Annotated in this window: 24 protein-coding genes; 18 read left to right on the plus strand and 6 right to left on the minus strand. The window is 42.5% G+C overall.

Annotation, left to right across the window (positions count from 1 at the left end; genetic code table 11):
- Window positions 1-149: 149 nt before the first annotated feature.
- On the minus strand, window positions 150-527 hold the full coding sequence (locus cpu_RS00135; protein WP_075857959.1) for an ATP-binding protein: 378 nt from the start codon (window positions 525-527) through the stop codon (window positions 150-152).
- A gap of 211 nt (window positions 528-738) precedes the next feature.
- Here cpu_RS00135 and cpu_RS14095 point away from each other — a divergent pair, with 211 nt between their 5' ends.
- The 3 genes from cpu_RS14095 to cpu_RS00145 all read left to right on the plus strand — a co-directional run bounded on the left by cpu_RS14095 (window position 739) and on the right by cpu_RS00145 (window position 3,257).
- Window positions 739-867: a hypothetical protein gene (locus tag cpu_RS14095; protein WP_268761767.1), complete on the plus strand. Its 129-nt coding sequence runs from the start codon at window positions 739-741 to the stop codon at window positions 865-867.
- Between the two features lie 219 nt (window positions 868-1,086).
- Window positions 1,087-2,481 (plus strand): MurT ligase domain-containing protein, encoded by a 1,395-nt coding sequence (locus cpu_RS00140; protein WP_075857960.1) that lies wholly within the window; start codon window positions 1,087-1,089, stop codon window positions 2,479-2,481.
- Window positions 2,481-3,257 carry a type 1 glutamine amidotransferase gene (locus tag cpu_RS00145; protein WP_075857962.1) on the plus strand — a complete coding sequence of 259 codons (777 nt, stop codon included), beginning with the start codon at window positions 2,481-2,483 and terminating at the stop codon, window positions 3,255-3,257. Before cpu_RS00140 ends, cpu_RS00145 begins: the two co-directional genes overlap by 1 nt.
- Here cpu_RS00145 and cpu_RS00150 read toward each other — a convergent pair.
- Window positions 3,208-5,043: an APC family permease gene (locus cpu_RS00150; protein ID WP_075857963.1), complete on the minus strand. Its 1,836-nt coding sequence runs from the start codon at window positions 5,041-5,043 to the stop codon at window positions 3,208-3,210. The two genes, cpu_RS00145 and cpu_RS00150, sit on opposite strands and share 50 nt — an antisense overlap.
- Before the next feature lie 301 nt (window positions 5,044-5,344).
- On the opposite strand from cpu_RS00150, the gene acs reads away from it, so the two are divergent.
- From acs to cpu_RS00165, 3 genes are all read left to right on the plus strand, one after another.
- Window positions 5,345-7,228 (plus strand): acetate--CoA ligase, encoded by a 1,884-nt coding sequence (gene acs / locus cpu_RS00155; RefSeq protein WP_088775877.1) that lies wholly within the window; start codon window positions 5,345-5,347, stop codon window positions 7,226-7,228.
- Window positions 7,229-7,285: 57 nt separating this feature from the next.
- A complete protein-coding gene (locus cpu_RS00160; RefSeq protein ID WP_075857964.1) occupies window positions 7,286-7,471 on the plus strand; it encodes a hypothetical protein in 186 nt (61 codons plus the stop codon).
- A 99-nt stretch (window positions 7,472-7,570) separates the two neighbouring features.
- Entirely contained in the window at window positions 7,571-9,208 is a 1,638-nt protein-coding gene (locus cpu_RS00165) for a hypothetical protein (RefSeq protein WP_075857965.1), read from the plus strand.
- 1 nt (window position 9,209) lies between these two features.
- Here the strand turns inward: cpu_RS00165 and cpu_RS00170 are convergent, their stop codons facing one another.
- Window positions 9,210-9,776 (minus strand): xanthine phosphoribosyltransferase, encoded by a 567-nt coding sequence (locus cpu_RS00170; RefSeq protein WP_075857966.1) that lies wholly within the window; start codon window positions 9,774-9,776, stop codon window positions 9,210-9,212.
- 76 nt (window positions 9,777-9,852) lie between these two features.
- On the opposite strand from cpu_RS00170, the gene cpu_RS00175 reads away from it, so the two are divergent.
- Entirely contained in the window at window positions 9,853-10,311 is a 459-nt protein-coding gene (locus cpu_RS00175; protein ID WP_075857967.1) for a RidA family protein, read from the plus strand.
- Here the strand turns inward: cpu_RS00175 and cpu_RS00180 are convergent.
- A complete protein-coding gene (locus cpu_RS00180) occupies window positions 10,308-10,709 on the minus strand; it encodes a hypothetical protein (protein WP_075857969.1) in 402 nt (133 codons plus the stop codon). The genes cpu_RS00175 and cpu_RS00180 overlap by 4 nt on opposite strands.
- Window positions 10,710-10,781: 72 nt before the next feature.
- Here cpu_RS00180 and cpu_RS00185 point away from each other — a divergent pair, with 72 nt between their 5' ends.
- Complete coding sequence (locus tag cpu_RS00185; RefSeq protein ID WP_075857970.1) at window positions 10,782-11,270, plus strand: GNAT family N-acetyltransferase; 489 nt, start codon at window positions 10,782-10,784, stop codon at window positions 11,268-11,270.
- Between the two features lie 32 nt (window positions 11,271-11,302).
- Here the strand turns inward: cpu_RS00185 and cpu_RS00190 are convergent, their stop codons facing one another.
- Complete coding sequence (locus cpu_RS00190) at window positions 11,303-11,488, minus strand: hypothetical protein (RefSeq protein WP_075857972.1); 186 nt, start codon at window positions 11,486-11,488, stop codon at window positions 11,303-11,305.
- Between the two features lie 59 nt (window positions 11,489-11,547).
- Here cpu_RS00190 and cpu_RS00195 point away from each other — a divergent pair, with 59 nt between their 5' ends.
- From cpu_RS00195 to uvrA, 3 genes are all read left to right on the plus strand, one after another.
- Window positions 11,548-12,264 carry an NAD-dependent deacylase gene (locus cpu_RS00195; protein ID WP_075857973.1) on the plus strand — a complete coding sequence of 239 codons (717 nt, stop codon included), beginning with the start codon at window positions 11,548-11,550 and terminating at the stop codon, window positions 12,262-12,264.
- An 85-nt stretch (window positions 12,265-12,349) separates the two neighbouring features.
- Window positions 12,350-14,341, plus strand: a complete 1,992-nt coding sequence (gene uvrB / locus cpu_RS00200; RefSeq protein WP_075857974.1) for an excinuclease ABC subunit UvrB — start codon at window positions 12,350-12,352, stop codon at window positions 14,339-14,341.
- Between the two features lie 18 nt (window positions 14,342-14,359).
- Window positions 14,360-17,206, plus strand: coding sequence for an excinuclease ABC subunit UvrA (gene uvrA, locus cpu_RS00205; protein WP_075857975.1), 2,847 nt, complete (start codon window positions 14,360-14,362; stop codon window positions 17,204-17,206).
- Window positions 17,207-17,254: 48 nt separating this feature from the next.
- Here the strand turns inward: uvrA and cpu_RS00210 are convergent, their stop codons facing one another.
- Window positions 17,255-19,249, minus strand: coding sequence for a cytochrome c3 family protein (locus cpu_RS00210; RefSeq protein WP_075857976.1), 1,995 nt, complete (start codon window positions 19,247-19,249; stop codon window positions 17,255-17,257).
- Window positions 19,250-19,506: 257 nt separating this feature from the next.
- Here cpu_RS00210 and cpu_RS00215 point away from each other — a divergent pair, with 257 nt between their 5' ends.
- The 7 genes from cpu_RS00215 to cpu_RS00245 all read left to right on the plus strand — a co-directional run bounded on the left by cpu_RS00215 (window position 19,507) and on the right by cpu_RS00245 (window position 26,182).
- A complete protein-coding gene (locus cpu_RS00215) occupies window positions 19,507-21,189 on the plus strand; it encodes a hydantoinase/oxoprolinase family protein (protein ID WP_075857978.1) in 1,683 nt (560 codons plus the stop codon).
- Entirely contained in the window at window positions 21,182-22,465 is a 1,284-nt protein-coding gene (locus tag cpu_RS00220; RefSeq protein ID WP_075857979.1) for a histone deacetylase family protein, read from the plus strand. Before cpu_RS00215 ends, cpu_RS00220 begins: the two co-directional genes overlap by 8 nt.
- On the plus strand, window positions 22,462-22,755 hold the full coding sequence (locus tag cpu_RS00225; RefSeq protein ID WP_075857981.1) for a hypothetical protein: 294 nt from the start codon (window positions 22,462-22,464) through the stop codon (window positions 22,753-22,755). The genes cpu_RS00220 and cpu_RS00225 overlap by 4 nt, the downstream gene beginning before the upstream one ends.
- 173 nt (window positions 22,756-22,928) lie before the next feature.
- Window positions 22,929-23,168, plus strand: a complete 240-nt coding sequence (locus cpu_RS00230; RefSeq protein WP_075857983.1) for an AbrB/MazE/SpoVT family DNA-binding domain-containing protein — start codon at window positions 22,929-22,931, stop codon at window positions 23,166-23,168.
- Entirely contained in the window at window positions 23,168-23,548 is a 381-nt protein-coding gene (locus cpu_RS00235; RefSeq protein WP_075857984.1) for a hypothetical protein, read from the plus strand. The genes cpu_RS00230 and cpu_RS00235 overlap by 1 nt, the downstream gene beginning before the upstream one ends.
- 2 nt (window positions 23,549-23,550) lie before the next feature.
- Complete coding sequence (uvrC, locus tag cpu_RS00240; RefSeq protein WP_075857985.1) at window positions 23,551-25,374, plus strand: excinuclease ABC subunit UvrC; 1,824 nt, start codon at window positions 23,551-23,553, stop codon at window positions 25,372-25,374.
- Window positions 25,375-25,378: 4 nt separating this feature from the next.
- Window positions 25,379-26,182, plus strand: a complete 804-nt coding sequence (locus tag cpu_RS00245) for a Cof-type HAD-IIB family hydrolase (RefSeq protein WP_075857987.1) — start codon at window positions 25,379-25,381, stop codon at window positions 26,180-26,182.
- The last annotated feature ends 14 nt before the right edge of the window (window positions 26,183-26,196 follow it).

The following is a 26,196-nucleotide window of genomic DNA, read 5'->3' on the forward strand; positions in this document are numbered from 1 at the left end:
AAATTATATCATAAATTTAGGGGCTATTGTTATTTTATTCTACATTTTCTATTTTTTATAATACTTTTTTCAGGGGTCTCGGACGGTTCTGAGAGAGGATGTTTTCTACAATGGGTAGAAATAGCTCTCTGACAGAACCGTCCGATAAGTTAGCTGTGGATGAGGCGGGGGAGGCACTGGGCACAGGCCCAGAGGCTGTCGCCCTTAAAGCGAATTGGGAAAAGGGCTTTATCGTATTCGGAATTGCCGCAGAAGTGGCAGAAGATTTCTTCTACCTCCCGGTGAGCTTTGACTTCTTCCACCGCTTCGTGGGAAAAAGGAACTGTTTCCCGCTCTTCAATGGTTAGAGCGCCAGTGGGGCAAACTGCCAGGCAAAAGCCGGCGCCGTCGCAAAGCTCTTCCCTTATGACTTTAGCTTTACCATTTACCAGTTCAATAGCACCCTCCACACAGGGGGTTATGCACTTACCGCAGCCGGTGCAGAGGTCTTCGTTTATTTTGACAATTTTTCTTACTACTTTTTCCATCGAAAACACCCTTTCTTTTTTAATTTACAAGTTTATTATAGCGGAAAAAATTTAAACCTTTTGTATTATGGAGCAAAAATCTCTGTGAGATTAGTCACAGGAAATTACCTGAAAATTATTAATAAGTGTCTTGTCAGAGCGAACAGCAAATGCTAAAATAAAAGTATAAAGTATGGTGTATACAGGCATACACCGTTTGGGGGTAGTTAAAATGTTTTATTTAGTTAGCTGGTCATACGGGGAAGAAGAGGTTTTTTATAAATTTGTAAGTGAAGAAGAGCTGGGCAAAATACTTGAGGAAGACAAAAATTATATCATTACTCCCGTTTACGTTGCTTAAATTAAATTTTTGGCTAAAACCCCCTGATTTGCATCAGGGGGTTTTATTTTTAGGGCGCGCTTCTGTGCGCCTTTTTTATTTTAACGACTGATGTAACGAATTAAACAGCAATTAAATGCCATATCGCAATAAAATTTGCTTTCCTTTGCAACTTTTTTATTTAATTTTGCATCTTAATGATTATCATACAACTACTTAAATGTATTTTGGAGGAAAAAAATGAAAATAAGACGATTAATTGCACTAATTTTGTCCAAGGGTTTATTAAAAGCAATTAATATTATAAAGCAAGGGGCCGGAGGAACAGCATTACCGGGGAAAGTTCTTCTTTTTTTTGATAAAAATTTTTTAAAGGAAATTGCGCCAAAATTTAAAATCATTATGGTTACTGGAACAAATGGCAAAACAACGACTACCAGAATGATTGGACAAATTTTAAAAGAAAATGGTATTAACTTTATCTCCAATTTTGCTGGAGCAAACCTGTTAAGTGGTATTGCCACTACTTTTTTGCAAGGAGTGGATATTTATGGGTGCCCGCGTTACCCGGTAGCCTTATTGGAAGTAGATGAAGCAACTCTAAAAAAAATCAGCAGTTTTTTGTGCCCAGAGGTTTTAGTAGTGACAAACTTTTTTCGGGACCAATTAGATCGCTTTGGCGAAGTATATCAAACATTAAATTATGTAAAAGAGGGTGTTAGGAAATTTTCAAACCCTAAACTCGTACTTAATGCTGATGATTCATTGGCAGTTTCAATTGCTCGAGACCTCAATTTACAGCCAGTATATTATGGGATTAATATTAAAGGATACGAAAATGACCACCAAAATACCGATGCCAGTTATTGTTTGTATTGTAAAACCAAGTATACCTATAATGAACAATACTATGGCCATTTAGGGCATTTCAAGTGCCCAAAGTGTGGTTATAAAAGACCTTTGCCGGATTTAAGTTGTGCAAAAATAATTGAAATGTCCGAGAACCATTCTTTAGTGAAAGTGGAAATAAAAGATGGAAATAAAATACAAGCGGTTTTTTGCCGTATTTCACTTCCTGGTTTTTATAATATTTACAATGGTTTGGCGGCACTAGCCTGTAGTACGGTTTTAAACTTGCCTTTGGTAAATTCCCTTCAAGCTTTAAACAATATATCCGGGGCTTTTGGGCGGATGGAGAACATTTTGCTTGACGGCAAGCTAATAAAAATAATTTTAGTTAAAAATCATACCGGCTTTAATCAAGCCTTAAACTTATTGTTGCAAGAAAAAAATAAGATGCGCCTTGCTTTTTTAATAAATGATCTTTTGGCAGATGGGCAAGATGTTTCCTGGTTATGGGATGTGAATTTTGAGGTATTACAGTTAATAGTTGATAAAATTGAAGTTTTTTTTGCAGCTGGCAGGCGGGCGGAAGATATGGCCGTAAGATTAAAATATGGGGGTATAGAAGAAGAAAAAATAAAAGTTGTTAATGATTATCATGAATTAATTAAATCAGGTTTGAGGGGTTTAAATGACCAAGGATCATTTTATGTTTTTCCAACGTATACGGCGTTACTTGAATTTCGAAAAGTGTTGAGTAAAAAATTTAGCTTAAAGGAGTTTTGGAAGTGATGTATGAATTAACAATTTGTCATTTATATCCTGATTTATTAAATACTTATGGGGATATAGGAAATATTATTGCTTTAAAGATGCGTTCCCAATGGAGGGGAATTAAAGTTAACATTAAAAATATCAGTTTAGGTGATAAGTTTAAGGCATGTGAGTGTGATCTTATTTTTATAGGAGGAGGACAGGACTTTGAACAGGAGCTGATTCAAAAGGATTTTTTGCAAAATAAAGGTAACGAGTTAAAAACAGCTATTGAAAATAATCAGGTGGTTTTGGCAGTTTGTGGAGGCTATCAACTATTAGGAAAATTTTATCGTACCGCAAAGGGTAAAGAAATTGAGTGCTTAGGTGCTTTAGATCTTTGGACAGTAGCTGGGGCAAAGAGGATGATTGGTAATATTTTAATTGAAAGTGAGATCTTAAAAATTTTTGGTCATGACGGAAAAATTATAGGTTTTGAGAATCACTCAGGAAAAACTTATTTAGGGCCCAAAGTAAAGCCTTTGGGCCGAGTTATTACTGGTTATGGTAATAATGGTGAAGACGGCTTTGAGGGTGTAGTCTATAAGAATGTTATTGGTACTTACCTCCATGGAAGTGTACTGCCTAAAAACCCGGTGTTGACCGATTATTTACTCACTCTTGCCTTAAAGAGAAAGTATCCAGAATTCAATGGATTAAAAAGGTTAAATGATGATTTTGAAAATATAGCACGAAATAGACTTATTAGTCGGTTAAGTGGTAAGGGACACTGGTTACTAAAACATTTTTTCTAAAAAGGAGGAGAGTTTTTAATTTAAAGCCTGTTTGGTTGTGCAGGATAAAATGCCACCATTTATGGGGGACAAATTCCGGAATTACTACCATGACAAAACGCCCTTTTTCTACCGCCCGGTGTTCCATGTGGTTAATAAACCTTAATACCGGTCCATAAACGTCCCGGTAAGCTGAAGTAATTACAACCAGCTTGGCCGGGACTTTAAATTTTTCCCATTTTTCTTCAATCTTGGTTTTGCTTTCGGGATCAAAAACGATATTAACAGCAATAACCTCATCGGAAATTGACCGGGCATATTTAATAGCATTTAAAACGACTTTATTAAAGCTGGCCACGGGTATAATCACTAAAGGAGACTGGGTTTCACTTTCCCATAAACCTTCAGGTATGGTAACTACCCTTAACTGGTCGGCGATGGCGGTGTAATGACGCTTAATTTTTAAAAAGCCATAAATCATCAAGGGGATTACTACGATAACTATCCAGGCCCCGCCTAAAAACTTGGTTGCCGCAATAATTATTGAAGCAATACCGGTGGCGATGGCGCCTATACTATTTATTACAATGTTTATTTTCCAGCCGCTTTCTTTTGTTTTGTACCAGTGTTTAATTAAACTTGCTTGCATCAGGGTAAAGGAAACAAAAACACCAACAGCATATAAAGGGATTAAGGCGTGGGTATCTCCTTTAAAAATAATAATTAAAAGGGAAGAGATAATTCCAAGTACCATAATACCTTGGCTGAAAACCAACCGGGTTCCCAGAAAGGAAAGAATTCTTGGTAAATAGCCGTCCTTGGCCATTAAGCAGGAAAGCCGGGGAAAACCGTTAAAACTGGAGTTGGCGGCCAAAAACAAAATTAAAGCGGTACTGGCCTGGACCAGATAGTAAAAAAGGTTTTTCCCAAAAATCAGCCGGGCAATTTGGGAGACAACAGTCTCTCCTTCTTTAGGGGTAATATTTAAGCGGTAAGCCAAGTAAGTTATACCAAAAAATAACACTCCCAGCAAAACTGCCATCCAAACCATGGTGGTGCGGGCATTTTTGTCTTCAGGAGGGAAAAAAGCGGGAACTCCATTGGAGATAGTTTCCACTCCCGTTAGAGCGGTACAACCGGAAGAAAAAGCTTTTAACAAAAGAAAGAGAGTTAAAGGTGCAAAACTGCTACCTAAAGAGGCTGGAGGTAGAGGAGTTAAATGACCAGTTAAGAGTTTAAAAGTGCCGACGCCAATTAAGATAAGGAAAGTAAAAATAAAAACATAAGTTGGGATGGCAAAAAAGCTTCCCGATTCGCGGACACCGCGTAAATTTATTAAAGTTATAAATAATACCGTTATTACAGCCAGGACCACCCGGTAGGGATAAAGGGAAGGAAAAGCAGAGGTTATCGCGGCAATACCTGAGCTGACGCTAACGGCCACGGTTAAAACGTAGTCCACCAGCAGGGCTGAGCCGGCAATTAACCCGGGTACTGGACCTAAATTTTCCGAAGATACGACATAAGCTCCGCCACCATTGGGATACGCTAAAATTGCCTGGCGGTAGGATAAAGTTAAGATTGATAAAAGAACCAAGATAGCAATTGAAATTGGCAGGGAAAAATGTAAAGCTAAGGGCCCTGCGGCGATTAAAACAAGTAAAATTTCTTCGGTGGCATAAGCTACCGACGATAAGGCATCCGAAGAAAAGATAGCTAAAGCTTTTACTTTGGTCAGCCGTTCTTCAGCTATTTTTTCGGTCCTTAAAGGAGAGCCAATTAAAATTTCTTTTAATTTGTAAGGCATAACCATTCCTCCAAACTCTATTTTTACAACAACAATTAAACAACCTTATGGCGAAAAAATAAATCTTAAAAATCAAGCAAAAATCAGGAAATACTGTTAATTTTGCTTTTATTACCAAAAGGTTATAGTATTACCTTTTAAGCATTGTTATTTTGTGATTTTTTATTTTTTTTTAATCAATGGCATTTTACCCCCTTCCTTTGACATTTGAGGTTGAAAATTTTGGCTTTAAGGAAAAAGAGATATTCTTTTTAGGGTAAATTTCTTAAAATTAAGAAAAAAGTGGCAGGAGGGGGACGCGGTGAGCGAGCTTAACAATTTTTTGGCGATGGAGGAAAAGGTTTTTCCGCCCCAAAGGGTTCTTGAGGGAACATATTTAAAAGAATTTGACCGGGAATACCGGGAATCAGTAGAGGACTTAGAAAAGTTCTGGGGAAAAGTGGCTAAAGAGCTTTTCTGGTATGAAAAGTGGGAGCGGGTCTTGGAGTTTAATTACCCCTGGCACCGCTGGTTCGTAGGCGGGAAAACCAACATCACCTACAACGCTTTAGATGCCCAGGTGGCTAATGGTAAAGGGAATAAAGCGGCGTTTATCTTTTTAACGGAAGATGGTCGGGAAGAGGTTTATACCTACCGGATGTTAAAAGACCGGGTGGAGCGTTTGAGCCGGGGATTAAAACAAATGGGGATTAAAAAGGGTGACCGGGTAGTAATTTACATGCCCCTAACCCCGGAAGGGGTGATGGCCATGCTAGCGGTGGCCCGCATTGGAGCGGTGCACAGTGTGGTTTATGCTGGGCTTGGCTTTAAAGCTTTACGGGAGAGAATTTTGGATTCCGGGGCTAAATTAGTGATTACTGCCGATTACGGCTATCGCCGGGGAAAAAAAGTGGCGTTAAAGCCTGTAGTCGATGAAGCTTTAGAAGGTGTTTCTTGTGTAGAAAAGGTGGCCGTATGGTTTCGGGAAAAACGCCAACCTTTGGGTCCCCGGGAAGTGGATTTTCTCTCCTTATTAAAAAATCCTCCGGGAGAGCCGGCAGAGGTGATGGAGGCGGAAGACCCGCTGTTTATTTTATATACTTCCGGTACTACCGGCAAACCTAAAGGAGTGCTGCATGTTCACGGCGGGTACATGGTTGGCACTTACTACCATGCCAGGACTTTTTTTGATTTAAAAGATGAGGATGTTTTTTGGTGCACTTCGGATATTGGCTGGATTGTAGGCCATAGCTATATTGTTTATGCACCGTTAGTTGCTGGCGTTACGACTTTATTTAGGGAAGGGGCCTTAGATTATCCTTCCCCCGATACTCCCTGGCAAATTATTGAAAAATACCAGGTTTCGGTGATTTTTACCGCACCTACGGCCATAAGACTTTTAATGAAATATGGCGAAAAGTGGACGGAAAACTATGATTTGTCGTCTTTAAGGCTAATTACCTGTGCCGGCGAGCCCTTAAATCCCGAAGCCTGGCGCTGGGCCTATGAAAATCTTTTAAAAGCTCACGGAGGCTTTATTGTAGACAACTGGTGGCAAACGGAGCTGGGAGGGCCTACTTTAGGTACGCCTCCGGTAAAACCGGCAAAACCGGGTAAGGTAGGATTTGCGCTCCCGGGAGTGGTAGCAGAAGTTTTGGACCGGGAAGGGAACCCGGTGCCGACAGGTCAGGGCGGGCTTTTATGTTTGAAAAATCCTTTTCCGCATATGTTGAGGACGGTTTACGGGGATGATGCTCGCTATGAGAAAGCGTGGCAGGAAATTCCCGGCTGGTATTTTACCGGGGATGTAGCGGTAAAAGATGAGGAAGGTTATTTTGCCGTCTTAGGACGGGCCGATGATGTGTTAAATATCGCCGGCCACCGGATAGGTACCGCCGAAGTGGAAAGCGCCCTAATTTCCCATCCGGTGGTAGCGGAAGCAGCTGCCGTAGGAGTTCCGGATCCTTTAAAAGGGGAAGTATTAAAAGCATTTGTTATCTTAAAGCTGGGGGTTAATCCAAGCGAGGAATTGGCCCGGGAGTTAATAGAACATGTGAAAAAGGAGTTAGGGCCAATAGTGGTGATCGGGGAACTAAAATTTGTAGATAAACTTCCCAAGACTCGCTCGGGAAAAATAATGCGCCGCGTATTAAAAGCCCAGGAAATGGGTATTGATCCAGGAGATTTAACTACTTTAGAAGAATAAAAAAGGGAAACAGCCCCTTTGGTCGAAATATAAGCAAAAAGGACAGGAGGGGTTATTATGCCAAAGCAGGAAAAAGACCTTGGTACTGGTAAGCTGGTTTTAGATTTTATTGATAACCGCTGGTGTGTAATTTATTACACCGAGTTTTACAGTGAAAAAGGACGGGAACTAAAGGAAGAAAATCGCTGGTATTTTGCAGGCTTAGAGGAAGCAGAGAAATACTTTAATGACTTTGTGTGCTAAGAGCAAAGGCTTTAGGCTTTGCTCTTTTTCTTTTCCCCTTTATTTCTTTAGGTATTAAAGCTAAAATAAAAGTGATTCCAAAAAGAAAAGGGGATGGCCATGCAGGACGTTAATAAAATTTACGCCCAGGCAGTAGCAGAAAGCTTATTACAACCCGACTGGCAGTGGTATTTATTAGAAGACAAAATTAAAAATATTTTAAAAACCCGCAGGTTACCGGAGCTTTCCGGGAAAAGTTTGCCGGAGTATTTAGCGGATGCTACTCCTGCCGAGTTTGCCCGCTGGGTGGATATCTTAAACCGGATAACCGGTCCAGCTTTAAAGGAAATAATCCTGGAGGCTTTTCGGGAAAAGGACTTGGGGTATAAAGTTTTGGTGTTAAAAAATATCGAAAACATTAAAGGAGAATATCTTGTAGACTTGATGGAGGAAGTGGCCTGGGAACAGGTAGAGGTAGATTCCCTAATTTTTTTAACGAAAAAGTTTAACCAAAATGCCCTTGATTTTTATTTTTTACATAAAGTGAAAAATCGGGCCCAGGAATTACCACTGGAAAATCTCTTGCCAGAAAGCCAGGGGGAATATAAAAAAGCCCTTCTCTGGCTTTTAGCTCAGACTAAAAGCGAGAAAGCTTACAGGAAAATTTTAAATCTTAAAGACGAATTACCAAGGGAGTATTTTAATTACCTTTTATTAATTGCCGGCGGCGAAAAAGCCTTGGAAGTAATTAAAGAGGAAGATCCTTTAAAATACTTTGAGAATCCCCAGGAAATTTTTATGCTGTTAGAAGGGTTAGATGAAGCCATGATTTTAGCTAAGATTACCGAAATCCTTCGTCCTGAAGATTTAGAGGAGGGGATGAGGTTTGTAATGGCTTCAATTTTAGAAAGTGGAGGCTTTTATGCCGAGGCCGAAAAATATTTTACGCTACTTTCCAACCTGGAAAGTCCCCAGAGCCTGTATTTAAAAGCTAAGTTTACTCTTCACCAGGGTCGACAGGAAGAAGCCCGGGAAATCTTTTTAATGGCATTAACTGCTATGCGGGAACAACTTTTAAAGTCACCGAATTTTAATGGAGGGGAAATAGAAGAGCTTTATTTCCTGGGATCTAAAGATGGGTTTTTGACTTTGGAAGAAACTGCTAACTTTTATGCTGACCTTTTGGAAGGGGCTCTTTGGTTTTACGGGGCGATAACCGGAGAAGAAGTAGAGCCAATATTTAAAGAAATTCTGGGGGTAACGCTGCCTATTCCGGTAGAAGAGGTAATAAAAGAACTTACCCGACGCCAGGGAGTAGTGGTAACGGAAAAGATTATTGCCCTGAAGCGGGTTTCTGACCCCCAAGGACTTATCTCCCGGAGAATTGCCCGGAAAATTCTCCCCTCTCCTCTGGCGGTGGATACTGTTTTACGGGTTTTTTATGGGGAAAGCTTTCGACTAATATCCAATTACCGGGATATTGAAAAATACCTGCAAAATTTAAAACAACGCCAGGGTTTATTGCTCTTAAATCCCAAGCTTTTTGATTTAAAAGCGTTAATTGAGCGCTTCCAGACGGAAGAACCGGAAGCGATTGTTCACAGCTACTCACCTTTAGTAAACGAAAACGAACCGGAAGAGTACGAAAAATTACTAAACTATTTAGAAACAGTTTGGAACGATACTCCTAACTGGGAACTTTTTGGTATGAGTGTTTCGGAGCTTAAAGAATTATCCGAGGAAAAACTGTTAAACTAAATTAAAGAAACTCAATTTTTCCCCGGTCTAAAGATTTTATTTTTACTAAACTTTCGGTGGGAACTCCAAGGGAACTGAGAAAACTGGCCCCAGCTTGAAAGCTTTTTTCAATAGCGATACCTACTCCTACCAAGGTGGCCCCGGCGGTATTTACGATTTCTATAAGTCCGCGGGTGGCTTCTCCTGTAGCTAAAAAGTCGTCAATTATTAAGATGCGGTCATTAGGAGTAAGGTATTTCCTGTCAACGGTAATAAAAATATTTTCCTGGCGGGTGTAGGAAAAAATTTTAGCATGATAAAAATTGTCGGGGATAGTGCCTCTTCTTTTCTTGGCAAAAACCACCGGTATTTTCATTATGTAACCAGTCATTAAGGCTAAGGCTATACCGGAAGCTTCTACCGTCAGAATTTTGTTGGGATTCTTAGCATAAAACCTTTTAGCGAATTCCTGCCCTATTTCCATAAGAAAAGGAGGATCTAACTGGTGGTTTAAGAACGAATCAACTTTTAACACGTTATTGGGTAGAACCCGACCTTCAGTTAAGATTTTTTCTTTAAGTTTTTCCATTGTACCCTCCCCTTGGCTTTTAAGACTATAAAAGTATTTTACAACCTTAGCTTTTAAAAAGTAAAGGAGGATGAAAATGAAAGTTGAGCAAAAGTTAAATGAAATGGGAATGGTGCTACCGCCAGCACCGGCACCGGTTGCTGCTTACGTACCGGGAGTTTTAATTGACAATTATATTTATGTTTCTGGACAACTTCCCTTTGAAGGGGGAGAATTAAAAACCAAAGGTAAGCTTGGGGCGGAAATTACGGTAGAAGAAGGGTACCGCCTTGCCAAAATTGCTGCCTTAAATTGTCTGGCAGTGGTCAAGGGCCTGGTAGGGGATCTCGACCGGATTGAAAAAATTGTCAAAGTTACCGGCTATGTAGCAAGTAGCCCGGGCTTTAACGATCAGCCGAAAGTAATAAATGGTGCTTCGGAATTTTTAGGAGAATTATTAGGAGAAGCCGGAAAACATGCCCGGGCGGCGGTTGGAGTAAATGAACTTCCCCTTAATTCTCCGGTAGAAGTGGACATGATTGTTAAAGTACGTTAAAAATCCAGAGAATAATAAGCATAAGGTTTAGGGGAGTTTTGGGTCAAGGCTCTTAGACCTGAAAGCTCCCCTATAGCTATATATGGCATTATTTTCCTAAAGGGTTTATAATAAAAAGCAAAGGATAGGCCCCGATAGCTTTCTAAAAGGTACGGCCAGAGCCAGCGACACTTAGGGGTAAGATAAAGATAAATAGGTTGACCATAAATTTTAAGGTAGGCTTCGATTAAAAAGTCTAAACTGTCAATTATTACAGTATTTTGGGGAAGGTATTTAAAGGTTTTTTTTAAGACTAATTTTTCTGGGAGGATGGCTTGCCAGCATTCCAAAGTTTTAATCAGAAAAAAAGTTTGGCAGGATTCTGGGAAAAAACCAAGGAAACAACTGGGATAGACCATAGGATACCTCCTGAAGAAAAGGTATATTATTTTATAAAGAAGGTAAAAAAATGGTGACATGGGAGGAGAAAAATGGTAATAAGGGAAGCTAAAGCGGAGGACCTAAAAGAGATCTTTGCCATTTACAATGAAGAGGTTTTAAAGGGTATTGCCACTTTTGATACCGAACCGGTGGAAGAAGAAAGGCAGTTGCGCTGGCTCATAGAACGGGGAGCAAAACATCCGGTCCTGGTAGGAGAAGTAGAAGGGAGAATTGCTGCCTGGGGGAGTTTAAATCCCTATTCTCCCCGTAAAGCGTATGATTCAACCGTTACCGAATCGGTATATGTTCATAAGGATTTTCGGGGGAGAGGCTATGGGAAGAAAATGCTTTTCACTCTTTTAAAAGAAGCCCGGAACCGGGGGCTCCGGGCAGTTTTGGCTTTAATTGCGGCTGAAAATGAAGGAAGTTTAAAGCTTCACTATAAGTGCGGATTTCAAAAGGTGGGAGAGCTAAAAAAAGTTGGTTTTAAGTTTGGCCGCTGGTTAGATGTGGTTATTTTAGAGTATCTTATATTTTAACTTCCGCCGCCGGCGGATTATCTTTTGCCACCTCAACCGCTACAGAATTTACGGGAAAGATTATTTAAGCTTTTAATATTGTTTTCAATCTGGGGAATTGTTTGGGCAATAAAAGCAGCTAAATCTTTATCTTTGGAATAAGCTAGATAATTCTGGTAATTTTTAAGATTGGCTTGTTCATATCTTAAAAGCCGAAAAACAATTTCCCGGTCAGTCATTTTCTCACCTCCAGCATGATTCTAATTTATAATATGAAAAATTTTCTGGGGGGGATTTTATGGAAAGAGCTGTTAAGATGCTGCTGGAAGCCCGGCATGCTATTGCCTTTACTGGAGCTGGAGTTAGTACCGAAAGCGGTATTCCTGATTTTCGGGGAAAAACAGGACTCTGGGAACAGTATCCCGTGGAAAAGGTAGCATCGAGAAGGGCCCTTGTGGAAAATCCTGCGTTTTTTCTTAATTTTTACCGGGAACGGTTTAAAAGTTATGCCGGTGTAAAACCCAATCCAGCTCACGAGGCGCTGGCCCGGATGGAAAAAGCAGGGATTATAAAAGGCATTGTTACCCAGAACATTGACGGGCTCCACCAGAAAGCTGGCAGTAAAAATGTAGTGGAGATTCACGGTACCTTAAACCGGGTGCGGTGTGATCGCTGTTTAAAATATTACTTGCCGGAAAAGCTCGATGAAGAAGAAGTACCCCGGTGTAACTGTGGTGGGGTTATTCGGCCGGATGTAGTTTTATTTGGGGAAGCTTTGCCCCGGCGGGAGTGGCAAAGGGCTTTAGAACTGGCCCAGAGGTCGGATCTCGTCCTGGTGGTGGGGTCATCTTTAGTGGTTACCCCGGCCAATCAAATTCCCGGCCTGGTACTTTTGGAAGGGGGCAAAGCTATAATTGTCAATAAAGAACCGACTCCCTTGGACGACCAGGCGCTTGTCCTTAGAGGCTATGCCGGGGAAATCCTTTCTAGGATGGTTGAGATGTTAGGTGTTTAAGAAGGCCCGAAGGAACCCTTCGGGTTTTTGTTTTTACTGGAGAAAAAGGATTTAAAGGCTTATAATATAGTTTGAGGTGTTTTAAATGGAACGTTTTAATTTAAGGTCTACTTACTCTCCTAAGGGAGACCAGCCCAAAGCAATAAAAGAGTTAACCGAAGGAATCAAAAAGGGGCTAAAAATGCAGACCCTTTTAGGGGTAACCGGTTCCGGGAAAACATTTACTATGGCCAATGTTATTGCTAACGTTAATAAACCAACTTTGGTAATTGCTCCCAATAAAACCTTAGCAGCGCAACTTTGCTCCGAGTTTCGGGAGTTTTTTCCGGAAAATGCGGTAGAGTATTTTGTAAGCTATTACGATTATTATCAGCCGGAGGCTTACTTACCGGCTACGGATACTTACATTGAAAAGGATTCTTCGATTAACGATGAAATCGATAAATTGCGCCATTCGGCAACCGCTGCTTTGTTTGAGCGACGGGATGTGATAATTGTAGCGTCGGTTTCCTGCATTTATGGTTTAGGCGATCCGGAAGAGTATTCCGAGTTGTTACTTTCGGTGCGGAAAGGGCAAGTTTACGACCGGGAAGAAATTTTACGAAAACTTGTAAATATCCAGTATGAGCGGAATGAGTACGACTTAACCCGGGGTAAATTTCGGGTTAAAGGGGATGTGATTGAAGTTTATCCTGCGTCGTACACCGACCGGGCCATTAGAATTGAGCTTTTCGGCGATGAGGTAGAAAGAATTTTAGAGTTTGATACGTTAACGGGAGAAATTCTTGGTGAACTAAACCATGCGGCAATTTTTCCGGCCAGTCACTTTGCTACTTCCCGGGAAAAGTTAGAACGGGCGATAAAAAGCATTGAAGAAGAGCTAGCAGAGCGCCTTAAATATTTTGAAGAGCAGGGTAAACTTTTAGAAGCCCAGCGCCTTCGGCAACGGACTTTATACGATATTGAAATGCTGAGGGAAGTTGGCTATACCAAAGGGATAGAAAATTATTCCCGGCATTTAACCGGTAGAAAACCGGGAGAGCCTCCCTATACTTTAATTGATTACTTTCCCAAGGATTTTCTTTTAATTATTGATGAAAGCCATATTACCATTCCTCAAATCCGGGGGATGTATGAAGGGGACCGCTCCCGGAAGGAAGCCTTGGTGGAGTATGGTTTTCGTTTGCCTTCGGCTTATGATAACCGGCCTCTTAAGTTTCCCGAATTTGAAGCAAGGATTAACCAGGTGGTTTTTGTTTCCGCAACCCCGGGGCCTTATGAGTTAGAACATTCTCAGAAAATTGTCGAGCAGATTATCCGACCTACGGGATTAGTTGATCCGGAAGTAGAAGTTCGACCGACCCGGGGGCAGGTGGACGATTTGCTCGGGGAGATAAAAGAACGGGTGGCCCGGGAGGACCGGGTGCTGGTGACCACTCTAACCAAAAGAATGGCGGAGGATTTAACCGAATATTTTCGGGAAATGGGGATTAAGGTGCGGTATCTTCACTCGGATATCGATACTTTAGAAAGAATTGAAATTTTAAGGGATTTAAGGCTTGGGGTTTTTGACGTTCTGGTGGGGATAAATCTTCTGCGGGAAGGTTTAGATTTACCGGAGGTAAGCTTGGTGGCCATTTTAGATGCGGATAAGGAAGGTTATTTGCGTTCGGAACGTTCCTTAATCCAGACTATTGGCAGGGCGGCCAGAAATGCTAACGGTAAAGTAATTATGTATGCCGACACCGTAACCGCTTCAATGAAAAAAGCTATCGATGAAACCAACCGTCGAAGAAAATTGCAGATGGAGTATAACCAAAAGCACGGAATTACGCCGCAAACGGTGCAAAAAGCCGTAAGAGATGTTATTGAGGCGACCAAAGCGGTAGTGGAAGAAATGCCCGAAGTAAAACGCGAATTTGTGCAAAAGATGAGTGCGAAAGAGTTTAAACAGTATGTGGAGAAACTTACCCGGGAAATGAAAGAGGCAGCTAAAGCCCTGGAATTTGAAAAGGCAGCCATGCTGCGGGACTTAATTATCGAACTTCGGGCGCAAAAGGCTGCAAAAAAGAAATAATGGAGGTTTTATTTTCTAATGGATACGATTGTCATTAAGGGTGCCAGGGTTCATAATTTAAAAAATATAGATTTAACCTTACCTCGCAATAAATTTATTGTGATTACCGGACTTTCGGGATCGGGCAAATCATCCCTTGCTTTTGATACAATTTATGCCGAAGGACAGAGACGGTATGTGGAGAGCTTATCGGCTTATGCCCGGCAGTTTTTAGGGCAAATGGATAAGCCCGACGTTGATTTTATTGAAGGACTATCCCCGGCAATTTCTATTGACCAAAAAACTACTTCCAAAAACCCCCGCTCTACCGTGGGAACGGTTACGGAGATTCACGATTATTTAAGGCTTTTATATGCCCGCATAGGAATACCCCACTGTCCCGTTTGCGGACGGGTAGTAGAGAAACAAACCATTGACCAGATGGTAGATAGGTTATTGGCTTTACCCGAACGGACCAAACTGGTGATTATGGCGCCTATCGTGCGGGGAAGAAAAGGGGAGTTTGTTAAGACCTTTGAGGACATTCGCCGCCAGGGTTTTGCCCGGGTCCGGGTGGATGGTATTCTTTATGATTTAGCCGAAGAAATTAAGCTAGAGAAGAATAAAAAGCATAATATAGATGTAGTGGTTGACCGGCTGGTTGTAAAAGACGGAATAAAAACCAGGCTTACCGATTCTCTGGAAACAGCTTTAAAATTAGCCGAAGGCCTGGCATTGGTAGAAATAGTGGATGGGGAAGAGATTACTTTTTCCGAAAACTTTGCCTGTCCCCACTGCGAAATCAGCCTCCCGGAAATAAGCCCCCGGCTTTTTTCCTTTAACAATCCCTTTGGGGCCTGCCCCGAGTGCACGGGCCTTGGCTATAAATTAGAAGTTGATCCGGACCTTGTAATCCCCAATAAAGATTTAACCCTGCGTCAGGGGGCGATAGCGGCCTGGAATGCCGGCAATACCGGTTCTTATTATTTCCAGGTGTTAGAAGCCTTAGCCCAAAAGTATGGATTTAGCGTCGATGTTCCGGTAAAAGATTTAGACCCGGAAATTTTAAGAAAAATTCTTTACGGCCTTCCCGGGGAAAAAGTCAGGGTCAAGTACTACAACTATACCAGCGGTAGCTCCTATACTTTCGATGCCAACTGGGAGGGCGTTATACCCAATTTAGAGCGGCGCTACCGGGAAACCCAGTCGGAAGCGATGCGGGAAGAAATTGAAAAATTTATGACCCAAAGGAAATGTCCTGCCTGTCAGGGGGCCCGGCTCAAAAAAGAAGCGCTGGCGGTAACCGTGGGCGGGAAGAATATCCACGAGCTTGGGGAAATGACTGTGGAAAAGCTTTTAGCTTTTATTGAAAATCTTGAGTTAACGGAAAGGGAGCTTTTAATTGCCCGCCAGGTATTGAAAGAAATTAAAGAACGCTTGGGCTTTTTAAATAACGTTGGCCTGGACTATCTGACGTTAAATCGTTCGGCTACCACCTTATCGGGGGGTGAAGCCCAGAGAATTCGCCTTGCTACCCAAATTGGCTCTGGCCTTACTGGGGTGCTTTATGTTTTAGATGAACCATCAATAGGTTTACATCCCCGGGATACCCAGAGGCTCTTAGACACTTTAAAGAGGCTGCGGGATTTGGGCAATACTTTAGTAGTGGTAGAACACGATGAAGAGACCATTCGGGCGGCGGACTATATAGTGGACATGGGCCCCGGGGCCGGAGAAAAAGGAGGCCAGGTAGTAGCGGCGGGAAGTTTCCGGGAAATTTTAAACCATCCCGATTCTATTACCGCCAAATATCTGCGGGGCGAGGAAAAAATTCCGGTACCGCCTTTGCGGCGTAAAGGCAATGGCAAAGCCTTAACCATTGTTGGTGCTCGGGAAAACAATTTAAAAAACCTTACTGTCAAAATTCCTTTAGGTAAATTTGTGGCAGTAACCGGGGTTTCGGGTTCCGGTAAAAGTACCTTAATTAATGAAATTTTGTATAAAGCGGTGGCGGGAAAGTTTTATAAATTAAAAGAAAAACCCGGCGCTTATGAGAAAATTTTAGGTTTAACCTATATTGATAAGATCATAAATATAGACCAGTCGCCTATTGGCCGGACGCCGCGCTCCAACCCGGCAACCTATACCGGAGTGTTCAATGATATCCGGGAGCTTTTTGCGGCAACGCCGGAAGCGCGGATGCGGGGCTACAAGCCGGGACGTTTCTCCTTTAACGTTAGGGGCGGGCGGTGCGAGGCGTGTCAAGGAGACGGTATTATTAAAATTGAAATGCATTTTCTGCCGGACGTTTATGTTCCCTGTGAGGTGTGTAAAGGGGCCCGCTACAATCGGGAAACCTTAGAGGTGCGGTACAAAGGGAAAAATATTGCGGAAGTCTTGGATATGACGGTAGAAGAGGCCTTAGAGTTTTTTGCGGCCATACCAAAAATTCAGCGAAAACTGCAAACTCTCTTTGATGTAGGTTTGGGCTACATCCGTCTGGGCCAACCGGCAACAACCTTATCCGGGGGAGAAGCCCAGCGGGTAAAGCTGGCAACGGAACTTGCTCGCCGTTCTACCGGGAAAACTTTATACATTTTAGATGAGCCTACTACCGGCCTCCACATAGCCGATGTCCACCGGCTTTTGGACGTTTTAAACCGCTTAGTAGAAGCGGGTAATACGGTGGTGGTAATAGAACACAATTTAGACGTAATTAAAACCGCCGACCACATTATTGATTTAGGACCCGAAGGTGGGGACAAAGGCGGGCAAATTATCGCTGAAGGCACCCCGGAGGAGGTGGCGCAAAACCCGGCATCGTATACCGGGAAGTTTTTGCGGCCATACCTTAATTTAGAGGTTAATCTAGAGGTTGGAGATTGATTAGAGATTAGAGAAAAGCCCCTGGTTTTCACCAGGGGCTTTTTAGTGCTATTGTTTTGGAATTTGTGTTAGGTAGTATTCAGCTTTATCTAAGAGGAGCTTGGTTAAAGCGATGTTGTGGATACCATGGGATGCGTCGGCGGATACAATTCCTGCTAAAGTGGAAGCATACTTATAGTTGGTATCGGTGTAAGCTGCTGCATAGGTGGTTTTGAGCTGGTTAAGAATGTTGTTAACCCGGTTATCGACGCTGTCAGTCCAGGTTTTTACAGCGTTAGCGTCAAAGCCAACGGTGTCGTGGCAGGTGCTGCAGCTGTTGTACGTAACTGTTCTCGAAAGAGTAACGTTATTGATGGTGATTTGTGGCGTACCGGGTTTAAAGTAGTGATAGCCGTTAGGCATATGGCAACTTATACACTCGGCACTGCCCATGGGGTTATAAACTTTTTCCGGTATACCTAAAGCGGTAAAGGATGAACCAAGCTGTCCGGTATAAACTTCTTTTTGCGGGTGGTGAACGCCGCTACTACCGGAAGTTGCGGTAAAGCCTTCGCCGGTGTGGCAGTCCATGCAAAGGGTATTGGGGTCGTTTCTTAACTGGCTGCCGTAACCTTTTTCGCTGTGTGGGCTGTGGCAGGTGACGCAAGTGATGCCCAGTTTAAAGTCGCTAAGTTTAACGGTAGCGTTAAAGTCAGCGGCGGTTTTCCCAGGGTTAGCCTTTAAATAACTATCCAAAGCATCCCGGTAATCCTGGGAGTGGCACTCTAAACAGCTTACACTGCCATGGGAATTTTGTTGAATAGTTTGCAGGGAAATACCGTGTTTGCCGTAAACGGTTCCGGTAATACCCGTAATGGAGTATTGGTCATTGTATTCGCCCCCGCGGTGGTTAGCCCCTTCGTGGCACTTTTCACAGGTGGCGCTGGTGGCAATGCCATCTTTTACACCTAAGATTTTGGTCGGGTCGCCAGTGGCGGCATGGAGTGCTCCTGGACCGTGGCAGGATTCACAGCCAATGCCCAGTTCGGTGAACAGTTCTTTGTAAGTATTACCGACAACTGAATACGGAGTTCCGGTTGCACCGTTAGGCCCTGGGTAACCTGTAACGTGGCATTTAGCACAGGAAGTGAGCCAGTTCTGGGTGTGACTGTCAGCTATCCAGCTGTTGGTTTCTTTATTATAGGCATAAGGCATGTATTTATAATCTTTACCAATAAAGAGTAGTTCGGTTGGTGAATTCAGGACATAGCGGACATCGCTGGCCTGGAACTTATCATTTAAGGACCAGAGTAAAGATTCACCAAAGAAAGAAACGGTTTTCACCATGTTAGGATGCCAGGTTGAAGAAAATTTGGAAAAACCATGGCAACTCTGGCAAGTTTTTGTACCAGCATAAGCAGTAGGCGCTGGCAATACTCTTGGATATTTGGCTTGAACCGCATTAAAGGCTTTAACGACTTCGGTGCGGCTGGCAGCAGCAGTGGGACTAAGATAAAGTTTGGTTCCCACTTTTTGGGCACTAAAGTAACCTTTCTTTACGGCCCAAACTAAAGCTTTTTGGTAGGCAGCAGCTGCCTTGGTGTAGTCGGCATACTTCTTAAGGTCGGTAGTGGTGACTTTTGCCACATCACCCTGAGCCTTGAGGGCTACCATTAAGAAGTAAGCCAGTCTTTGTTTGGTGATGTTTCCGGAAACCTTGCCAAAAGCTGACTCGGAAAGTCCGGAAACCCTGGCAAATTCCTTGACCACGTTGGCTTCGGTGAGCGGATCATAATTTAAGTCCACGGCTAATTTCTTGCCGTTTTGCATGAACAGGACGCCCCGCTCGGTCAAGGGGATTTGCGCAGTGCTGGTTGGCGCTGCGTGACAAATGGAACAACTTTTAGCATCCTTGTGGAATGCCAGCGTTCCTTGTGAGGGTACCTGGTGGCAATAACTGCAGTTTTTCCCTGTGTCTTTGGCGTACTGCTCAGTAGCCAATACTGGACTAGCTACTAACAGGAAAAGAACTGCAGCAACCAGTACCCATAAAACTTTACGCATAAAACCCCTCCTTTTAAATTTTTTGGTTATAAAAACCATCTATAACTATAAATACGACATTCACAAACAAATTCCTTCTTAAAATCAGAAAAATTGATAAATTTAACCAACATTAGAAATACTATATAAAATAAAATAGTATTTTCGAAAAACTAAGGATGAAGAAAAAATTAAAAACATTCATACAAATTTTTCTTAAATCCAAAGAATTTCAGTGATAAAATAAAGGAAAAAGTTTTTTTGCGGGGGAGAAAGGAATGATTGTAGGCATTGACGTAGGGGGAACGTATACCGACGGTGTGGCTTTAGACCACGGAAGAGTAGTGGCTAAAGCCAAAGTAGTTACGAAAAAAAACCTACCGGAGACTTTTGCCGAGGTATTGGCAAAGCTTATAGCCCAGCATAATCAGCCCATTAAAAGGGTGGTTTTAAGTACCACTTTAATTACCAATTTAGTAGCGGAGAAAAAATACGACCGGGCAGCGGCTTTACTGCTGCCTGGAGCAGGTATGGCTTATGAAAAGCTCAACTTTCCCTTTCCGGTAAAAGTTTTATCGGGAATGGTAGATTTCCGCGGTCGGGTTTTGGAGGATGTAAACGAGGTTGAAGTATTGAAAGCTTTAAAGGAGCTAATAGATAATGGGTATCATAAAATAGCGCTAGTGGGGAAGTTTTCGGTGCGAAATCCGGAGCTGGAAGCTAAACTTTACCGGATAGTTAAAAAATTTAATCCGGAGATAAAAACAGCTTTAGGACATAAAACCGGGGGGCGGTTAAATTATCTTCGCCGAATTTACTCGGCGGTCTTGTACTTGATGATTAAGGATGAGTTTACCCGTTTTATAGAGGAATTAAAGGTTATCTTTTATGCTTTAAAGATCCCCTTGAACCTGGTTTTTATTATGAAAGGGGATGGAGGTATTGTGCCCCTTGTCGAAGTAGGACGGTATCCCCTTTCTACCCTTTACTCGGGGCCGGCGGCAAGTGCGTTGGGGGCTTTTGCCCTTTGCAACTGTAAGAACATAGTAGTTCTGGATATTGGCGGTACAACAACGGACATAGCCTTAATTTTAAATAAACGGCCGCTTTTATCCCATAAGGGGGCGGATATTGGGGAATTTTTGACTTCGGTCCCCAGCTTAGCGGTGACTTCGGTACCTTTAGGGGGCGATACTGCTGTTGTTGTAAACTCAGGGAAAATTGCCTTTACCGGACAGCGAGAAGGTCCGGCCTACTGCTTAGGAGGGCCTGCGGTTACTGTTACCGATGCCCTAAGGTTTTTAAATTTAATTAATTATGGTGATAGCTACCGGGCCAAGCGGGGTATCACGAAAATTGCTCAAGAAGCGGGATTAACTCCTTTTGAAGCTGCCCAAAAAATTGTGGATATATTTGCCGAATTTGTTGCTGTCGAAGTAAAAAATACCTTTAAACGCTGGGAGAACGAGCCCAGGTACCGAATCTATGAAATTCTTACCGGGAAAAAATTTGAGCCAGAATTAATAAGCGGTATAGGTGGGGCTGCGTATCCCCTAACTTTATTTGTAGCCAAAAAGCTTGGCTTAAAAGGGGTAATATATGAAAATTACGAAGTGGCCAATGCTTTAGGAGCAGCGCTGGCCCGGGATAATCTTTCCATTACTGTATATATCGATACGGAGCAAAACTACGTGGCAATCCCCGAATGGGGCTATAAAGAGGCAATACCGAAACTAAAAAATTATAGTGAAGATGAGGTCAAAGAGTTTGCTCTTTTAGTTTTCCGGATTGGGGCCAAAAGAATGAATCTTCGCTATCCCCCTGGAAGTGAAGAGTTGATTTATTTTGAGCAGTTTAATGTGGTGCGGAATATGGTGACGAAAAATAAAATTTTTACCTTGGAAATAGCAGTACCTGCTGGAATTTTACGGCCGGTGGAGGGGAGGGTGTTGTATGAATAAAACCGGGCTGTTATTTTTTCCGGCTTTTGATTGGGCTATTGCCCCTACCCATCCGGAAAGGGAAGAGCGGCTTTTATATACCCGTGATCAGATAGTAGAGGAAGGAATTTTGGATTTACCTGCTTTTGTGGAATACAATGCTCGACCAGGGAGTATAGAAGACGTGGAGAGGGTTCACCTTACCATGCCCGATACCAGGTCGGTAATAACCGCTGCCCATTTAATCGCGGCGGGGAGCTGTATTGCTTTAGCCGAAGAGGTTTTCAAGGGTGCGGTAAAAAATGGCTTTGCCTTAGTCCGACCGCCGGGGCATCATGCTACCCGAACAGTTTATGGCAACCGTGGTTTTTGTAATATTAATAATGTAGCCATTACCGTTGATTATCTGCGCTGGGTTAAGGGAGTTAAAAAAATTGCTATAATTGATACCGATGTGCATCATGGGGACGGTACCCAGGACATCTTTTATCACGACCCGGATGTTTTGTTTATTTCTTTTCATCAAGATGGCCGAACCCTCTATCCCGGAACCGGTTTTATAGATGAGGCCGGAACTCCCAATGCTTACGGAACTACGATAAATTTACCTCTCCCCCCGGGAAGCGGGGATGAGGAAGTACTTTATCTTTTGGAAGAAGTGGTTTTGCCGATTGTGGCCGATTTTAAACCTGATTTTGTCATTAACTCTGCTGGTCAGGATAATCATTACTCCGATCCTTTGGCGCGGATGGCGGTAACAGCCCGCGGTTACGGCCGTCTAACAGAACTTATAAAGCCTCATCTGGCGGTATTGGAGGGTGGTTATTCTATAGAAGGGGCTCTACCTTATGTAAATTTAGCCATTTTGCTGGCCCTTGCCGGGGAAAGTTATGAAAAAGTTATAGAGCCCAAGGGGCTTCCTATTGAGTACCGGGCCCGCCATTTGGAGTACGCCAAAAAGCTTGCAGCAAAAACCCTGGAACGCTGGCAAAATCGCAGGGAATTAGCTGCAAAAGAGCGGAAAAACTACAATGGCTATTATACCTACAATAAAACCATCTATTACGACACCGAAGATTTTTATGAACACCGCGTTACCACGGTAAAGCTTTGTGAGCATTGTCCCGGCTACCACGGGATTAAAACTTACGCTTACGTTAATAACCGGGTTGTCTCCGGATTTGCAGTGATTATTATGCCGAGTACCTGCCCGGATTGCCGGGAGGAAGCTAAATGGTTGGTGGACGAGGCCCGGGCGAAAAAAAGTTATGATAAGGTAGTTATTATTCCCGAGTGAAAATTATTTCCGGAAAAATATATCAAGGTACCTTGAAACAAAATTCCGCTTTTTACTTACCCCTTTTCCCGGTTAAAGCTCTTTATCCGGATGTTTTTTCCTTACCTTATCCGGTGGATACAGCGGTTATCGTTTTACCAGTAGAAAAAGCAGTAAGTGTTTTAAAAGAGGTAGCCAAGGCTGGGATTGGTTCGGCAATAATCGTTTCCGGTGGATTTAAGGAGACGGGAAGGGAAGGAGCTTATTTAGAACAACAACTAATAATACGAAAAAGGTGCTTTAGTCGTTGACGCAAAAATACTGCATTAGACTTATTAAAGTTAGGGTAAGTAGGTCTTTGGGGGTACCCCAAAAACCTACTTTATTTATTTTTTGGGGGAGTTTGGGCCAGCAAATTTTTTTACTAAATTAAAGATTTAGTTTGGTATAATATATATAGTATATACGCTAGGGAGGTTTTATTTTGAACGTCAGGAAGACCTTTAAAGTGGGTAACAGCCTGGTAATTTCTATCCCTCAGGAATACGTAAAAAGTTTGGGGATAAAAGAAGGAGACCCTTTAATTGTGGAGCCCTGGGAGTCAGGATTTATAGTAAAAACTTTTGGTGCCATGACGCAAAGGCCCCAAAAGATTTCTTCTAAAACGCCGGTGGAGCGTCTTTTGGAGGAATACGGTTTCGTGCTGGAGGAGTTTTCCTCGTGATGAACTTAAAAGAGTGCCTTGATGCTTATTATCGCTATTACGGTGAGGAAAGGTTAATGGCAGTAAATGTTGATGCTTTGGACAAGGCTCTGGTCGAGCCTTATGCTAAAGCTTTTATTGGTGGACGGGAGCTTTATCCCGAAATGGCCGATAAGGCTGCAGCTCTCTTTGCAGCAATTTTAAAGTTCCGACCTTTTCCCCAGGGTAACCTTGCTTTTGCCTTTATTTTAACGGTATTATTTATTCATAAAAATGGCTGGCGGCTTTCTGCGTCCAATGAAGAAGTCCGCCAATTTTTAAATAATTTTTCTAAAGGTACCAGGGCAAATTTTGATATAAAAGGATGGTTTGCCCGGCGGATGGAGCAAGTGAGGGATTAACGTTGAACCTAAAGGATAAAGTTCAAAATCTTCCCGATAACCCAGGGGTTTATCTTTATAAAGATGGAAAAGGTGAAGTTATATACGTTGGTAAGGCCAAAAACTTAAAAAACCGCGTGCGTTCCTACTTCCAGCCTCCGGAAAAACTTTGGCCCAAAACTCGCGTAATGATGGAAAAGGCCCGGGATATAGAGGTTATTATTACTTCATCGGAAGTGGAAGCATTAATTTTAGAACAGAACCTCATTAAAAAATACCGGCCCCGGTATAATATCATGTTGAAAGATGATAAGTCCTATCCTTATTTAAAGCTTACCGGAGAAGAGTTTCCCCGACTTTTAATTACCCGGAAGGTGGTGAAAGATAAAAGTCGCTATTTTGGACCGTATCCCGATGCCGGGGCTTTAAATGAGTCTTATAAACTTTTGCGTTCGGTGTTTAAATTTCGTACGTGTACACCTACGGTTTTTGCTCAGCGCACCCGGCCTTGCCTAAATTACCATATAAAAAAATGTCCGGCTCCCTGTACTGGCGAAATTAGCCGGGAAGAATACTTAAGAGAAATAGAAATGGTAGTGGATTTTTTAGAGGGCCGGGGTGAAAAATTAATTAAAAAGCTTAAAAAAGAAATGAACAAAGCTTCAGAAAATCTAGAGTTCGAATGGGCGGCGAAGTTAAGGGACCAGATTTTAGCTTTAGAAAAAGTCCTGGTCAAACAAAAAATTTCCCGGGGTAATAGAAATGCGGATGTGGTGGCTATTGCTGCTAAAGAAAACTTAGGAGTGGGACATGTTTTTATTATCCGCCAGGGGAATTTACTAGGGCAGAAAGTTTACCCGTTTGAAGGGGAGATGGAGCCGGGAGAGCTTTTAAACCAGGTTTTATTAACCCATTACCGGGAGGAAGAGGAAATCCCAGGGGAAATCATTATTCCTTTCAGTGAGAATTTAGATGAAGAATTTCTTAATGCCTGGTTTTTAAATAAGTTTGGGAAAAAGCCGCAACTAACAATACCCCGGCGGGGAGAAAAATTTCTTCTTTTAAAAATGGCTTTAGAAAATGCTAACTTTGCCTTGGAAGAGAAAATTAAATTAAAAGAGAAAAAACAGCTAACCGCCCAAACGGCTCTTTTGGACTTAAAAGAGGCCATAAAACTCCCGGCGCTTCCCCGCAGGATTGAAGGCTATGATATTTCCCATTTAGCCGGGACGGGGACGGTAGCGTCGATGGTGGTTTTTATTGACGGCGAGCCGGAAAAAGGAAAATACCGGCGTTTTGCCATTCAAAGAGCGACTAACGATGATTATGCTTCGATGCAGGAAGCGATTTTAAGGCGTTTTAAAAAGTATCTGGCTTTAAAAGAGGCAGGGGATGAGGACGGTTCCTTTGAGGAGCTGCCGGACCTCATTTTAATTGACGGGGGAAAGGGTCAGCTAGCGGCGGCTTTGGAGGCTTTGCGGGAGACTGGGTTTTTAGGGCAGTTTATGGTAATTGCCCTTGCTAAAGAGCAGGAGGAATTTTTTCTTCCTGGCGAAAAAAACTCCCTTTTCTTGACACGGGATAGAGAAGGGTTAAAATTGTTACAAAGGGTAAGGGATGAGGCCCACCGGTTTGCTAAAGGTTATCAGGAAAAAAAGAGGACAAAGTCTTTAAGCTCTATCTTAGAACAAGTAGAGGGAATCGGGCCGAAAAGGCGAAAACAATTGCTTGGCAAATTTGGAGGGCTAAAAAACCTTAAAGGAGCCACAGTAGAAGAGATTATGGCCGTTCCCGGAATTACCCGGGAAATGGCGGAAAAACTAAAAGAACTTCTGGAAATGGAGTGATTTTTTGCGTTACCAATTATTAGCGGTGGACTTAGATGATACGTTTTTAACCCGGGAACTTCAAGTTTCACCGCGGGTTAAAGACGCGGTACTCGTTGCCTTAGCTAAGGGGATTATTGTAACTCTTGCTACCGGTCGGATGTATCGTTCGGCAAAAAAGTATGCCTTTTCTTTTTTAGGAGATATACCCCTTATTACCTATAACGGGGCTTTAATAAAATATTCCCAAGCGGGGCGGGAAATTTATCATAAGCCGGTACCTGGTGAGCTGGCTTTGGCCATTTATCGCAAAGTAAAGGGATATTTTCACCTCAATGTTTATCAGGACGATGAACTTTTAGTGGAAGAGGACAATCAATATATCCGGGACTATAGTAAACTTGCCGGTGTTCCCTTTCGGGTGGTGGCGGATTTAGAAGAGCGTCTTTACCAAAAAGCTCCTACTAAACTTTTAGCTATAGGTGACCCGGAAGATTTGAACCGCCTGTGGAATGAAGCACGGGATGAGTTTTCTGGAAAACTTCATATCACTAAGTCAAAGCCACATTATCTGGAATTTTTAGCCCCCGAGGTAAATAAAGGAGAGGCTCTTAAAGCTTTGGCTGCCCATTTAGGCATACCTTTAAAAGCAACTGTGGCCGTGGGCGATAGTTACAATGATTTAGAAATGCTGGAGGTGGCAGGGCTAGGGGTGGCTATGGGAAATGCCCTGCCGGTGGTAAAAAAACGGGCAGACTTTATAATACCGGGAAATGATGAAGACGGAATTGCTTATTTAATTAATGAAGTAATTTTAAAAAATAAATAAATATAAAAAGAGAG

The sequence above is a fragment of the Carboxydothermus pertinax genome, assembly GCF_001950255.1.
GTDB lineage: Bacteria > Bacillota > Z-2901 > Carboxydothermales > Carboxydothermaceae > Carboxydothermus > Carboxydothermus pertinax.

What these genes read in the sequence shown, in the direction of transcription:
- cpu_RS00135 (WP_075857959.1), bottom strand. Translation starts at nt 527, where the DNA reads ATGGAAAAAGTAGTAAGAAAAATTGTCAAAATAAACGAAGACCTCTGC.
- cpu_RS14095 (WP_268761767.1), top strand. Translation starts at nt 739, where the DNA reads ATGTTTTATTTAGTTAGCTGGTCATACGGGGAAGAAGAGGTTTTTTAT.
- cpu_RS00140 (WP_075857960.1), top strand. Translation starts at nt 1,087, where the DNA reads ATGAAAATAAGACGATTAATTGCACTAATTTTGTCCAAGGGTTTATTA.
- cpu_RS00145 (WP_075857962.1), top strand. Translation starts at nt 2,481, where the DNA reads ATGTATGAATTAACAATTTGTCATTTATATCCTGATTTATTAAATACT.
- cpu_RS00150 (WP_075857963.1), bottom strand. Translation starts at nt 5,043, where the DNA reads ATGCCTTACAAATTAAAAGAAATTTTAATTGGCTCTCCTTTAAGGACC.
- cpu_RS00160 (WP_075857964.1), top strand. Translation starts at nt 7,286, where the DNA reads ATGCCAAAGCAGGAAAAAGACCTTGGTACTGGTAAGCTGGTTTTAGAT.
- cpu_RS00165 (WP_075857965.1), top strand. Translation starts at nt 7,571, where the DNA reads ATGCAGGACGTTAATAAAATTTACGCCCAGGCAGTAGCAGAAAGCTTA.
- cpu_RS00170 (WP_075857966.1), bottom strand. Translation starts at nt 9,776, where the DNA reads ATGGAAAAACTTAAAGAAAAAATCTTAACTGAAGGTCGGGTTCTACCC.
- cpu_RS00175 (WP_075857967.1), top strand. Translation starts at nt 9,853, where the DNA reads ATGAAAGTTGAGCAAAAGTTAAATGAAATGGGAATGGTGCTACCGCCA.
- cpu_RS00180 (WP_075857969.1), bottom strand. Translation starts at nt 10,709, where the DNA reads ATGGTCTATCCCAGTTGTTTCCTTGGTTTTTTCCCAGAATCCTGCCAA.
- cpu_RS00185 (WP_075857970.1), top strand. Translation starts at nt 10,782, where the DNA reads ATGGTAATAAGGGAAGCTAAAGCGGAGGACCTAAAAGAGATCTTTGCC.
- cpu_RS00190 (WP_075857972.1), bottom strand. Translation starts at nt 11,488, where the DNA reads ATGACTGACCGGGAAATTGTTTTTCGGCTTTTAAGATATGAACAAGCC.
- cpu_RS00195 (WP_075857973.1), top strand. Translation starts at nt 11,548, where the DNA reads ATGGAAAGAGCTGTTAAGATGCTGCTGGAAGCCCGGCATGCTATTGCC.
- uvrB (WP_075857974.1), top strand. Translation starts at nt 12,350, where the DNA reads ATGGAACGTTTTAATTTAAGGTCTACTTACTCTCCTAAGGGAGACCAG.
- uvrA (WP_075857975.1), top strand. Translation starts at nt 14,360, where the DNA reads ATGGATACGATTGTCATTAAGGGTGCCAGGGTTCATAATTTAAAAAAT.
- cpu_RS00210 (WP_075857976.1), bottom strand. Translation starts at nt 19,249, where the DNA reads ATGCGTAAAGTTTTATGGGTACTGGTTGCTGCAGTTCTTTTCCTGTTA.
- cpu_RS00215 (WP_075857978.1), top strand. Translation starts at nt 19,507, where the DNA reads ATGATTGTAGGCATTGACGTAGGGGGAACGTATACCGACGGTGTGGCT.
- cpu_RS00220 (WP_075857979.1), top strand. Translation starts at nt 21,182, where the DNA reads ATGAATAAAACCGGGCTGTTATTTTTTCCGGCTTTTGATTGGGCTATT.
- cpu_RS00235 (WP_075857984.1), top strand. Translation starts at nt 23,168, where the DNA reads ATGAACTTAAAAGAGTGCCTTGATGCTTATTATCGCTATTACGGTGAG.